Genomic DNA, 12,781 nt, shown 5'->3' with positions numbered 1-12,781 from the left:
CGGCTCAGAGCGCCATCGGCTGGTCGAAGGCGGCGGGGTCGCAGTACAGGTTGGGTATTTGCCGCGCCTGGGCGCCGAAGGCCTTGATGAGCGCGTCGTGGAACTCGCGGTTGGTGAGGCCGGAGGCGCGGGCGAGCAGGGGCACGGCGCGGATGGTGAAGTCGCCCGAGCCGTTGGACTCGAAAGCGACCTGCTGGTCCTGGCAGGCGGAGAACTGGATGCCGATCAGCCCGGCCTGCGCGGTCAGCGCGCGGCTCTGCTGGGGCGCCGTCGCCTTGGCCGCCTTCCAGGCCGCGATCATCCCGGGCGTGGGCTCGACGTAGCGGGCCAGCACGCCGGGCTCGGGCGCCGGCGGCGGCGGGGCCAGCAGCGCGCGCATGACGGTCCCCGAATGGCAGCAGTCCATGAAGAAGGTGACCGATGCCCCCGGGGGCAGGAGCTGGACGGCCCGGTAGATGGCGTCGTCGAGCACCAGCCCGCCGGTTCCTCCGGGATTGTTGCAGTCGACCGCGCAAATGGCGGAATCGTCCTTGCCGCCTTCGTCGCCGTCGGCGTCCGGGAACAGCGTGCCGTGGCCGGCGTACTGCACCACGAGCCGGTCGCCCGCCGCGGCCGAGCCGATGAAGGCGGACAGCTGCGCGATGATCGTCTCCGAGGTCGCTTCCTGCTCGGGGATCGTGCTCACCTGGAAGCCGATGCCTTTCAAGGCCGCGGACCAGCGCGCCACGTCGTTGAGGCAGCCGCGCAGGCCGGAAATGTGCCGGTAGTTGTCGATGCCGAAGCACAGCGCCTTGCGCATCCCCACCGGCGCGGAGGCGGACGGCTGCGCCGGGGAGGAAGCCGAAGAGGAGGGCGCGGAGGGCGCGGGCCCTGCCGCGGCCGCCGCGGGGAACGCCGAGAGGTAGGGTCGCAGGTGCTCGGGCAGGGCCGGCGGGGCGTCCCAGAGGCCTTCGAAGGCCCGCGTGCCGACATAGGGCGAAATGGCTTCGCCGTTCACCCGGTCGGTGATCCGGCGGCACACGCTTTCCAGGGTGGCAGCGTCGTTGTCGAAGCCGCCGTGGCTCGTCGAATCGCTCGCCGAGCCGGAGCCGGCATCGCTGCCCGGCGACCAGATCACCCGGGCGGCGCGGCCGGGGCCGCCGTCCAGCGCGAACAGGCGCCGCAGCGCGGCATCGCCGCGCAGCGAGACCTCGAGGCCGAGGATGTCCACGTCCCGCTCGGGCTCGAGCGCGCCGTAGATCATGTAGAGCAGCGACTTGCGATAGAGCGGGGTGACCGTGTCGGCACGCTCGCGCGCCTTGGTCATGGTGTAGACGGTCAGGTCCCTGACCTGCTGCCCGACCGCGGGGGCGAACCGCTCCTGGAAGAGATCGGAGGTGATCGCGGGAGCCAGGAAGTGCGCCGTCTCGACCACCACGTCGGGGCCGAACGCGCCCAGCAGGTAGGTATGGAAGATGCTGCCGGCGCTGTGGCCGGCCAGGTGCAGCTCGATCGCATCGCCATGGTCGTCCAGCAGCTTCGCGATCTTCTGCGCGACGTAGGCGGCACCGCCGTCCGGAGCGCTGGCCCGCTCGGCGCTGCGCTTCATGCCGGACCAGATCTTGTCCGCGCCCAGGAAGCGGACGGTGTCCTCGACCCGGTCGTCCATCCAGTCGGCCAGCCCTCCGCGCGGCGCCTCCTGCAGGCCGCGCGCGCCCAGGAGCATCTGCTTGAGCGTCTCCGCCAGTCCGGTCTCCCAGATGAAGAACAGCGGATAGACGCCGTTCGCCTGCCAGAAGCGCAGCTGGTCGTAGGCGCCCAGCAGCGCCGACTTCTCGCTGGTGAGCCCGCCATGGGCATAGAGCAGGAGCCGGACCTTGCCCGCGTCTCCCGCAGCGGCGATCTCTCGCGGCAGCACCTCGTCGAACACGCGGTCGACGTCGCCGGCGTCGGTCTGCACGATCCCGCCGCTGGAGAAGCGGCCCTGGGTGAGGTTGACGATGTGGTCCGACAGCGCCTCGACGATCCCCGGGTCCAGCGCGGGCGAGAACAGGTCGCGGCTTGCGCCGTCCGCGACCTCGGGCCACTCGAGCGGGTGGTCGGCCGCGGCGAGGTCGTCGGTCTGCGGGGCGCGCGGGTCCATCTTGTCGATCATGGCGTAGCTGCCGCCGCCTTGCGCCGTGAAGGCGTCGCGGCGGGTCTCCGCCGGGGCGTCGGGCAGGGCGAAGGCCGCGATGGCCTGGATCCACTGCCCCTTGTCCTGGCTGGTGCCGGGGCAGCTCTTGGTCGACATCTCGTTGTGGAAGCGCAGTGCCTTCGCCTCCAGGCCGAAGTGCTGCTGCACTGCCTTGATGACGGTCAGCGCGGCATCCTTCTGCGCGGCCGAGATCGTCTCGCGGCCCTTGTCGAAGTCGCCGATCATCTCGATCATGAACGGCCCGGCCTTGCTGTTGCCGTTGAAGCCGGAGGCCGAGGCGGGCGACCAGTTGAAGTTGCGGCCGATCCAGATCGTGCCGTCCGGCGCGATGCTGGCGTGCTGGGCGATGTCGCTCCACCCGTTGACCTGCGTGTGGTGGCGCCACATCGCCTCGATCGTGGGCAGCCCGCGGTAGTCCGCCTGGCGCGGCCGCCAGGTGTGGTGGAGATGGACCTCGACGATCCGGCGCGTCCACGGGAAGTCCCGGATGAGCCGGACGAAGGCGGCTGCGTCAACCGACTGGAACGATCGCATGGTTTCCTCCCCTCAGGATGCCGGCCGCAGGATCTCGGTGGCGATGTTCTTGACGATGGCCTGCCGCTTCTCCTCCAGCTTCTGCTTCGTGGCGGCATCCGGAACGGCGGCGATCTGCGCCTCCAGTCGGTCCGCCTCGCCCTTGAGGCGCATGTCGGAGACGAGTTGCAGCCCTTCGACCAGGGCGTCGACGGAAGCCGCACCGCCGTTCTTGCCGGCAGAGCCGTAGAACCGCTCCAGCTGCGCGGCGCTGGCGGCGCGCGCGGCGAAGCCGTTGAGCTCGGGCCGCTCGGTCCCGTCCAGCGTCAGCACCACGTAGGGCTCGTCCCCGGCATAGGCCTTCCCGTCGGGACCGACCAGCCCGCGCGCCGGGTCGTAGCGGTGGCCGGCGAGGTCGGCGTGGGTGAGCAGCCAGTGGTCCGCCACGGCGAGCGGCCGGCCGGGCAGCCCGAAGTTCAGCGCCTCGGTAATGGAGAACACCGGATCGCCGTCGATCAGCGCATCGGCCAGCTTGCTGCCGATGTTGACGACCTCTCCGGCGGCCAGGAGCGCGCCGGCGTAAGGCATCATCAGCGGCATCCCGCCGGCCGCCTTGAGCGCCCGGGCCACGCCGTCGAACAGTTCGCGGTCGAAGCGGTTCACCGCGATCTCGATGCTGAGGATCAGACTGTCGGCCATCACGGCGGGCGAATAGAGCACCACCGGAGTGCCTTCGTCGAAGGCCGAGCCGGTGATGTGCGAGCGGGGCTCGACATCGTCGAGCATCAGGTTCAGCGCGCGGGCGGTGGCCTGGAGGACGGCGTAGTCCTTGACGCCCGACATCACGCCCACGTCGGTGCCGCGGAACGGCCCCTGCTTGGGGTACTTGCCGGTGTAGATCCGCTCCAGGTAGACCAGCAGCGGCAGGCCCTTGCCGATCGGCTTGAACGGCAGGACCTCGCCCGGCCCGCCCAGCGGACCGCGCGCGTCCCGCGCCTGCGCGTCGTCGAGCATGTCGGTCTGCGAGACGACCGTCTCGCCCATGATAGCGAAGATCCCCAAGGTAACCCCCGTAGTTCCAAGGTCGATCGGGCCGGACGGACTGGAGCGATACTCCCGAGACGACTCCGAACGGCTGCAATTTACTACCACAGCAAAGAAGAAGTCTCATGACGTTTCGCGTCATGTTAGGCTCAGGAAAGAAAAGCCGTGCGCCCGGCGCCGCGCCGGACGCGTGGGGCACGCGGATACCGCTGTTCCACGTTCTCGAACGGTTCGAACGAGTTTATCCGGCTGAACTGAAAGGCCGGCCGGCGATACAAGGTCTGCATGAAGAGGGCGTTCCTCTTCTACCCGGCGGATCCCGCGGTCCGCCCGTCATTCCAGACCGGCTTTTTCAGACAGGATAAGGAGAGTCCCATGTCCGTCCGCTTATCCGACATCGAAGGTGTCGATCTCGTCGTCCTCCCGCCCGTCCGCGATCTCGGCGATGGCTTCCAGGTCCGCCGTGCCCTTCCCACCGCGCAGCGCCGGATGGTCGGCCCGTTCATCTTCTTCGACCAGATGGGCGAGGCCGTGTTCCGCAGTGGCGAGGGCCTCGACGTGCGCCCGCATCCGCACATCGGCCTGTCCACGCTGACCTACCTGGTCGAAGGCGAGATCCTCCACCGCGATTCGCTCGGTTCGGTCCAGGCGATCCGGCCCGGCGAAGTGAACTGGATGACCGCCGGCAGCGGCATCGTCCATTCGGAGCGCACCTCGCCCGAGGTCCGGGCCAGCGGCGGCAAGCTGTTTGGCCTGCAGACCTGGATCGCGCTCCCGCGCGAGGCGGAGGAGACCGCGCCCGCCTTCGCCCACCACAAGGCGCACGAGATGCCGGTGGCAGAGGATCGCGGCACCCGCATGACGCTCATCGCCGGCACCTCGGACGGCATGACCTCGCCGCTGCGGACCTATTCGGACATGGTCTACGCCGACCTGGTGATGCAGGACGGCGCCCGCTACCAGGTCCGGCCTGAGCACATCGAGCGCGCCCTCTACGTCGTCTCGGGCGCGATCGAGATCGAGGGCCAGACCGGCGGCTTCGTGGAAAGCGAGCTGGTGGTGCTCAAGCCCGATGCCGAGGTGGTGGTTCGGGCCAAGGGACCGACGCGCCTGATGCTGCTGGGCGGCGAGCCGCTGGCGGAGCAGCGCCACATCTTCTGGAACTTCGTCTCGTCCTCGGCCGAGCGGATCGAGCAGGCGAAGGCGGACTGGAAGTCCGACCGCTTCGCCCGCGTCCCCGGCGAAGACGAATTCATCCCGCTGCCGGCCTGAGGACCGCCTCGCGCCGGAAACGGAGCCTCGGCCGCACCGTGCCGGCGCGACCGAGGCTCCGTCCCATCATTCAGCCGCGATGGAGACTGCGGTCATGCCTTCCTCGCACTCGCACGTGGTGATTTCCTCGGCGAACCAGGCGCAGGTGCGTGCCAGGCCTTCCGAAAGCGGCATGCGGGGAGTCCATCCCAGCAGCGTCTCGGCGCGTGCGATATCGGGACGGCGGCGGCGGGGATCGTCCACCGGCAGCGGCAGGTTCGTCACCGTCGCGGACCGCCCGATCAGCGCGAGGATCGCGTCGAGCAGCTCGTTGACGGTGCGCTCCTCGGGATTGCCCAGGTTGATCGGCTCCAGGCCGTCGATGTCGCTCTCCATCAGGCGGATCAGGCCTTCGACCATGTCGGAGACATAGCAGAAGCTGCGGGTCTGGCTGCCGTCCCCGTAGATCGTCACCTCACGCCCGGAAAGCGCCTGACAGATCAGGTTGGAGACGACCCGGCCGTCGTCGGGGTGCATGTGCGGGCCATAGGTGTTGAAGATGCGCGCCACACGGACGTCGGCGCGGCCCATGCGCGCGAAGTCGAACGCCATCGCTTCGGCTGCGCGCTTGCCCTCGTCGTAGCAGGCGCGCGGTCCGGTGCAGTTCACCCAGCCGCGGTAGTCCTCGCGCTGGGGGTGGACTTCGGGATCGCCATAGACCTCGCTGGTGGATGTCAGCAGGAAGCGGGCTCCCGAGGTCTCGGCCAGCCGAAGCAGGTGGTCCGTGCCGACCACGCAGGTGAGCATCGTGTGCTCGGGATCGGCCTGGTACTGCGGCGGAGAGGCGGCGCAGGCCAGGTTGTAGACCCGCTCGAACCGCGCGGCGCGATCCACGATCGAGGCCGGCAGCGGATTGACGATGTCGGCCTCGACGAACTCGAAGTTCGGGTGCGCTTCGAGGTGCCTGAGGTTGGACGGGCGCGCGGTCTGCAGGTTGTCCAGGCAGACCACGCGCTTGCCGCGTGCGAGCAACTCGGCGCAGAGATGGGAGCCGATGAAGCCCGCACCCCCGGCGACAAGGGTGAGCGGCTCGCCATGGGGCTGGGTCTCGGCGATCATCATGGTGCTCCTCTCCTGTGGCGCGGATGCCGACCGCGCCATCGCTTCGAACAGATGGTTCTCCAGCTCGCCCGCGCGGTGGGCTGCCGTATGGGCGTCGAGCACGCGCCGGCGCGCGGCTTCGCCCAGCGCCTCGGACGGGCGTGCCAGCGCGGCGATGGCGTCTTCGCTGGTGTCGGCCAGCACGATCTCCTCGCCCGGGACGAACAGGCTCTCGATGCCGTCCCAGCGGTCCGACAGGATCGGAGTGCCGCAGGCCGCGGCCTCGAACAGGCGCACCGAGGGCGACCAGCCTGCGGCGATCATGTCGGCGCGCGTGACGTTGAGCGCCATGCGCGAGGCGCTGTAGAACTCGGCATGCTGGGACGGGGGAAGATGCTCAATGCGCTCGACGTTCGCCGGCCAGTCGATCTCGGCGGGATACTGCGGACCAGCGACCGCGAAGCGCAGGTCCGGCCGACGCCGCGCCGGTTCGAGCAGCAGCCTCTCGAGCGTCGGCTGGCGGTCCGGGCTGTAGGTGCCCAGATACGTGAGGTCCCAGCGCTTGGCGATGCCGAGCGGCCGGTAGGGCTCCGGGTCGACCGAGCAGTAGAGCGCGCGGGCGGCCTTGGCGCCGTACTCCTGCTCAATCCGCTGCAGCGTGGGGCCGCCGGTGAACGACAGGTACACGTCGAAGCCGGGGATCACCTCGGGCGAAAGATACTCGTAGTCGCCCCGGGCCAGCTTGGCGAGGGTGACGGGCGTGTCGATGTCGTAGAAGGCGGTGACGCCGCGGGCATGCGCCTGCACGAAGCGCGCGACCTCGACGCCGTCAGGGACGTAGGAGCCGACGATCACCGCGTCCGCGCCGGCGATCTCGTCACTCCAGAGCGACAGGTGGTCCAGGTCACGGTAGTATTCGAGCCGGCAGAAGTCCGGATCGGCCAGGTCGCGGTTTGCGCCGGCATACCAGGGGACCTCGCGCTCCAGGAACAGGATGTCGTGCCCGCGCGCGGCGAGGGCGGCGAGCAGCGCGCGGAAGGTGGTGGCGTGGCCGTTGCCCCAGGAGGAACCCAGGCTCAGTCCGAGTACGACGAGTTTCATGCTGGCTCCGTTGCGCGCTGCTGGTGTTCCTGGAAGATGCGGTGGACCTGCCGGCCGCGGAGCGCATACGTGTGCTCCGCGTGCACGCGGCGCAGCGCAGCCTCACCAATGGCTTCGGCGCGCTCGGGGGTGAGGGCGCCGAGGATCTCGGCGACGTCCTGGCCGTCGCGGGCCACCAGCACTTCCTCGTCGGGCTTGAGGAACTGCTCGATGCCTTCCCAGGCGTCGGTGATCAGGCACGCGGCCGCGCCCGCGGCCTCGAACACGCGCGTCGCCGGCGAGAAGCCGATGTGTGCCATGGAATCGCGCGCCACGTTGAGGACGGCGCGGGGCGTGCAGTTGAACGCGTTGTGATCGCCGGTGCCGACATGGCCGATGGCGCGCACGTTGAGGGTCATCGCCTTGTCGTGCCAGCCGTTGCCGCCCAGCAGGAAGGACGACTGCGGCAACTGCGCGGCGGGGCGCAGGAAGAACTCCTCGATGCGCGCCTCGCGGTCCGGCAGGCGGTTGGCGAGCAGGCCGAGGTCGGCGGTAAACCGCGCATCGTGGGGCGCGGGATGGTGCGTTTCGGGGTCGAGCGCATTGTAGATCGGCTCGCACAGCGCCGCGCCGAAGCCGGTGTAGGCGTCCACCACCGGCGGCCCGCCGCCATAGGTGAGCACCATGTCGAGATGCGGCAGCGCCTGCAGCACCGGATGGCTGGCATCGCCGCGCATCTCGTCGAGCGTGGCGGCGGCGTCCACGTCCCAGAAGATGCGCAGCGCATCGGGCCGGCTTTCGGAGACGATCCCTTCGAGCAGCTCGCGGTCGAACACGCCCACGCCGTTGGCCTTGACGACGATGTCGGCCGCGCCGGCTTCGGCAAGCACGGAACGCAGGCCCTCCTGCGTCGCCGGGTAGACCACCGAGCGCGCCCATTGCGGGGGCTCGATGTCGCGGTGCTGCTGGCGGTCGAAGGCGTCGGGTTCGTAGAAAGTGATCTCGTAGCCGTGCCCGGCGAGCGCCTTGAGGATGCCGCGGTAGTACGTCGCGGCGCCGTTCCAGTAGGAGGAGAGCAGGCTGGATCCGTAGAATGCGATCTTCATGCGGCGTCCTTGGCGGTCTGGGGTTGGGCCAGGCTGGCGACGATCGAGAGGAGTTCGTCGACACGGTGGGCGCAGGTGTGGCGGGCCAGGATCGTCTCCAGGCCCTTGCGGACGAGTTCGGCACGCACCGAGGGATCGTCGCGCAGGGTGGCAAGGTGGCGCGTCATTTCCGCCCCGTCCCGGGCGACGAGGTAGTCCTCGCCCGGGCGGAACAGGTGCTCGGCGTCCTCCCACGGGGCCGAGACCAGCGGAATGCCGCAGGCGAGCGCCTCGAACACGCGGATGGTCGGGATGCCCGGCAGGATCGTGGAATAGTAGCGGCGCGGCACGTGGACCGTGGCCAGGTGACCGGCGAAGATCTGCGGTGCCCGCGCGTTGGGAGCCCAGCCGTGGTACCGCACGCCGTAGCGCGCCAGCGTGGCGCGGGCGGCTTCGGGATAGCGCACGCCGTAGATGTCCAGAGCCAGGCGGGCGTCCTGGGCCGGGCGGAACAGGAACTGCTCCAGTTCCTCGGTGCGCTCCCCGTCGCCCCAGTTGCCGATCCACACCAGGCCCTCGCGCGGGCCCCCGGCCTGCGGCGGGTGGAAGCGGCGTACGTCCGCGGCCTCGTGCCAGGTCCATACCCGACCGCCCCAGCCCCAGCCGCGATAGACCTCGCTGAGGGTTTCCCCGAAGGCGAGAACGCCGTCGTAGCCCGACAGATCGTAGGCGCGCATGGCTTCGGGTTCGCTGACGGCGCGGTGGTGGGTGTCGTGGAACAGCAGCGTGAACGCCGCGCCCTGCGCGCGCAGGCGGCCGACCGCGGCGACGAGCTGCGGATCGTTCCACTCGTGGACGATCACCAGGTCGGCATCGTCCACCAGCGGCTCCACGGGTGTCTGAGGCTCGTACGTGGCGGAGGACAGCTCCGGATAGCTGTCGCGATAGGCCGCGAGGCCGGCCTCGCCGTGGTCGGCCAGCAGGTTCTCGAGGCTCCAGGCGCCGGCCGGCTCCCACACCGAGACCTCATGGCCGCGCGTGACGAGGTCGCTCAGGACGCCGCGCAGGAAGTGTGCGTTGCCGTGGTTCCAGCACGAGGCCAGCGAGTGGGTGAAATAGACGATCTTCATGCCGCCACTCTCCCGCTGCACGTTCCCTCGGCCAGCGCGTCCGCGTAGATCGCGAGCATGGCGTCCGCCATCGCCTGGGGCGAGTAGCGACCCGCCCGTTGGCGCGCCGCCTCGCCGAGGCGCCGGCGCTCCGCCGGATCGTGCAGCAACTGCTCGATCGCTCCGACGTAGGCAGCCTTGTCGTCCGGCGGCACGAATGCGGCGGCGCCGTCCCAGAGTTCGCGGAAGCTGTCTATGTCCGAGAGGACCAGGGCGCAACCGGCCTGCGCGGCCTCGAGGACGGCGAGGCCGAAGGGCTCGAAGGAGGCTGCGGACACGAAGACGGGCTGCTTCGCCAGTTCGGCGCCAAGGCCCGCTGCGTCCAGTTGCCCGAGCAGCCGAAGGTGATGGAGCTCGGCGCGCTCGCCGTGCGGACCGATGGCGGCACCGGCCGCGGCGAAGGGCGCGCCGATGCGCGCGGCGACGGCGTCGAGCAGGTCCGCGCGCTTGACCCGGTCCCACAGCCGCCCGACCGTCAGCACGCCGCCGGTCGGCTCGCCTCGCATCGGCTGATCCCCGGCGCCCTCGACGAGCACGGTGCGGCCGTTGTGGACGACCTGCGGCGTGTCAGGAAGCGCATAGAGCCGCTGGATGGTGCGGGCATAGCTGTGCGTCGGGGCGACCAGGCGGTCGGCGCTGCGCAGGCCTTCTCCCATCAGGTCGCGGTGCCAGTGATAGGCGGGATCGAGCGCTTCGCCGCGCTTGGCGGCTTCCCACCAGGTGCCGACGCAGCCGTGCGTCACGGCGATCACCGGGACCGGCGGCGGCGTCGCGGCGCCGAGCGTGGGCATGTTGAACTGGACGAGATCGGCGTGCTCGTCGCGGGCGAGGGTGGCGATGGCGGCGCCGGCCGCCAGTACCGGCTCCGGCCCCTCGCTGAGCCAGTCGAGCGCAAGGCCGGTCTCCACCACGCGCGCGCCCTCGATCCGGGATGCCTCCGCGCGCTGGCCGGCATCGGGCGCGGGGCCGAGCACGGCGAGGACCGGCTCCACCCCGCGTGCCACGAGACCGCGGGCGAGGTCCATGCCGTATTGCCAGACGCCGCCCACGGCATCGAGCGTAAGGAGGATCCGCAATCCTTCTGCGTTCACAGCGCGGCGGCCCGGGCCGGCATGGCGGCAACGGGTTCCTCGCTGCCGGGGAGGTCGAGGCCGCGTTCCCCGGCCAGCCAGCGCGCCAGGCGTTCGACGCCCTCGCGCCAGGGCGTGGCCGTGCCCAGGCCCAGCGTGGTGCGGATCGCGCGGGTATCGGCGACAAAATAGCGCTGGTCGCCCGCGCGCCAGTCCGAGAAGCTGACGTCCAGGTCCTTGCCGAGGAAGCTGCCGACGTGGGCCAGCAGGGTGCGCAGGCTGACGGCATTGGCCGGACCGCCGCCCAGGTTGAAGGCTCGCCCGGCCACCGCGTCGATATGCTGCCAGGTGCGCAGGTACGCATCCACCGCATCGCTCACGTCCAGGATGTCGCGCACCTGGTGCCCGTCACCGTAGAGGGTGATGGGCTTGCCTTCGAGGGCGCGGATCACGAAGTGTGCGACCCAGCCCTGGTCCTCGGTCCCCATCTGGCGCTCGCCGTAGATGCAGCTCATGCGCAACACGGCCGCCGGAACCGCGTAGCTGCGCGCGTAGTCGAGCACGTACTGGTCGGCCGCGCCCTTGGAGCAGCCGTAGGGCGTGTGGAAGTCGAGCGGGCGGGCTTCGCCTATGCCGTGGGTTCGCACGGCCTCGTCGACCGGCGCGTAGCCGTCGCGGGTGGGTGCGAATTCCAGGTCCGCAAGGTCGCCATAGACCTTGTTGGTGGAGGCGAACACCACGGGGACGGGGGCGCGGCGCACGGCTTCGAGCAGGTTGAACGTGCCGCTCAGGTTGATGTCGAAATCCTCGCGCGGGTCGGTGAGGCTGGTCGTCACGGCCACTTGCGCGGCCATGTGGAACACCGCGCGCGCGCCGCGCACGGCGTCCGCCAGCAGGGCACCGTCGCGGATGTCGCCGATCACCGGCTGGATCCTGTCGCCGTGGCGCGCCTGCAGCCAGGCGAGGTTCCGCTCGACCCCGGCCCGGGAGAGGGCATCGAAGACGATCACGGGGTGCCCTTGTCCGGCCAGCCGGTCGGCCAGGTTGGAGCCAATGAAACCGGCGCCGCCGGTGATGAGGATCGGGCGGTCGCTGGCTTCCATCATGCCACCAGCCCTCGCGCCTCGAGTTCGGCGCGCGCCTGGTTGACCCGGTCCTCCGCGGTCTGCTGCTGGACCCACTCGGCCAGTTCGGCGAGCCCTTCCTCGAAGTCCTGCCGCGCCTGGAAGCCGAGCTTCTCCTGGGCGAGCGCGGTGTCGCAGAAGCAGTGGCGGATGTCGCCGATGCGGGCCTTGCCCACGATCTCGGGCGCGATGTCGTTCTTGTTCATGGCGCGCGCGAGCGACTGCGCCACTTCGGTGACCGAGCGATCCGCACCCGAGCCGATGTTGAAGGTCTGGCCCGAGGCCTGGGGAAGCACCAGAGCATCGGCGAACGCGCGGGCGACGTCGCTGACGTGGACGAAGTCGCGGCGCTGCTCGCCGTCCTCGAAGATCATCGGCTGCTGCCCGTTGAGCAGGCGCGAGGCGAAGATGGCGAGGACGCCGGTGTAGGGGTTCGACAGCGCCTGGCCGGGGCCGTAGACGTTGAACAGGCGCAGGCACACGCTTTCGATGCCGTAAGGCGCACCCATGATGTGGGTGGTGCGCTCCTGCACGTACTTGTTCAGGGCGTAGATCGAGGCGAGGCTGGGGCGCTTCCACTCCGGCGTGGCGATCGGCATCAGCGGCCGTCCTTCGGCGTCCAGCGGATCCCAGACCTTCTGGCCGTCGCGGATCACGCCGCGCTCCGCATTCTCGATCAGGTTGCCGTCCGCGTCGCGATAGAGGCCTTCGCCATAGATGCTCATCGAGGAGGCCGTGACCACCCGGCGGACGGGGTTGTCGATCAGCCGTTCGAACAACACCGCCGTGCCGACGTCGTTCGCGGAGGTATAGCGCTCGACCTCGTACATCGACTGGCCCACGCCCACCTCGGCCGCGAGGTGGACGACGCTGTCCACGCCCTTGAGCGCGTTGGCGACGGCGTTACCATCGCGCACGTCGGCGACGATCAGCTCCGCCTCGGGGTCCAGACCCTCGGGCCGCGCCACGCCGCCATGGACCTGGTCCAGCATGCAGTCGAGCACCCGCACGCGGTTGCCGCGCCGGAGCAGTTCGGCCGTGACCTGCCGGCCGATGAAACCAGCGCCGCCGGTGATAAGAACGTTTTCCGCCATAGGTGAGCCCCGCCTCCACTATCGAATGAATGGACGACTGCCGCTGTGTGCGCTGGGCACGGTTCGGCGCCGAT

At 70.1% G+C, this 12,781-nt stretch carries 9 protein-coding genes; 1 reads left to right on the top strand and 8 read right to left on the bottom strand.

Going from position 1 to position 12,781, the window contains the following annotated elements; genetic code table 11:
• Positions 1-4 precede the first annotated feature (4 nt).
• Together ACFFJC_RS16465 and ACFFJC_RS16460 are read right to left on the bottom strand one after the other, a co-directional pair.
• Entirely contained in the window at positions 5-2,710 is a 2,706-nt protein-coding gene (locus ACFFJC_RS16465) for a caspase family protein (RefSeq protein WP_379488582.1), read from the bottom strand.
• Positions 2,711-2,722: 12 nt separating this feature from the next.
• The gene (locus ACFFJC_RS16460; protein ID WP_379488581.1) at positions 2,723-3,733 is read right to left on the bottom strand and encodes a hypothetical protein; all 1,011 of its coding nucleotides are present in this window, start codon (positions 3,731-3,733) and stop codon (positions 2,723-2,725) included.
• Positions 3,734-4,108: 375 nt separating this feature from the next.
• Here ACFFJC_RS16460 and ACFFJC_RS16455 point away from each other — a divergent pair, with 375 nt between their 5' ends.
• A complete protein-coding gene (locus ACFFJC_RS16455; RefSeq protein WP_379488580.1) occupies positions 4,109-5,005 on the top strand; it encodes a pirin family protein in 897 nt (298 codons plus the stop codon).
• A 66-nt stretch (positions 5,006-5,071) separates the two neighbouring features.
• Here the strand turns inward: ACFFJC_RS16455 and ACFFJC_RS16450 are convergent, their stop codons facing one another.
• From ACFFJC_RS16450 to ACFFJC_RS16425, 6 genes are read right to left on the bottom strand one after another with little or no spacing between them, the layout of a single operon-like run.
• On the bottom strand, positions 5,072-7,186 hold the full coding sequence (locus ACFFJC_RS16450) for a bifunctional glycosyltransferase/UDP-glucuronate decarboxylase (RefSeq protein WP_379488579.1): 2,115 nt from the start codon (positions 7,184-7,186) through the stop codon (positions 5,072-5,074).
• The gene (locus tag ACFFJC_RS16445; protein WP_379488578.1) at positions 7,183-8,271 is read right to left on the bottom strand and encodes a CgeB family protein; all 1,089 of its coding nucleotides are present in this window, start codon (positions 8,269-8,271) and stop codon (positions 7,183-7,185) included. Before ACFFJC_RS16445 ends, ACFFJC_RS16450 begins: the two co-directional genes overlap by 4 nt.
• On the bottom strand, positions 8,268-9,380 hold the full coding sequence (locus tag ACFFJC_RS16440) for a CgeB family protein (RefSeq protein ID WP_379488577.1): 1,113 nt from the start codon (positions 9,378-9,380) through the stop codon (positions 8,268-8,270). Before ACFFJC_RS16440 ends, ACFFJC_RS16445 begins: the two co-directional genes overlap by 4 nt.
• Entirely contained in the window at positions 9,377-10,495 is a 1,119-nt protein-coding gene (locus ACFFJC_RS16435) for a glycosyltransferase family 4 protein (protein ID WP_379488576.1), read from the bottom strand. The genes ACFFJC_RS16440 and ACFFJC_RS16435 overlap by 4 nt, the downstream gene beginning before the upstream one ends.
• Positions 10,496-10,506: 11 nt before the next feature.
• On the bottom strand, positions 10,507-11,595 hold the full coding sequence (locus ACFFJC_RS16430; protein WP_379488575.1) for an NAD-dependent epimerase/dehydratase family protein: 1,089 nt from the start codon (positions 11,593-11,595) through the stop codon (positions 10,507-10,509).
• The gene (locus ACFFJC_RS16425; RefSeq protein WP_379488574.1) at positions 11,592-12,707 is read right to left on the bottom strand and encodes an NAD-dependent epimerase/dehydratase family protein; all 1,116 of its coding nucleotides are present in this window, start codon (positions 12,705-12,707) and stop codon (positions 11,592-11,594) included. The genes ACFFJC_RS16430 and ACFFJC_RS16425 overlap by 4 nt, the downstream gene beginning before the upstream one ends.
• Positions 12,708-12,781: the final 74 nt, after the last annotated feature.

It is taken from the genome of Novosphingobium soli (assembly GCF_042432915.1).
Taxonomy (GTDB): Bacteria; Pseudomonadota; Alphaproteobacteria; order Sphingomonadales; family Sphingomonadaceae; genus Novosphingobium; species Novosphingobium soli.
The sequence above is the reverse complement of the archived record's forward strand: the minus strand, read 5'-3'. Positions and strand labels throughout refer to the sequence as shown.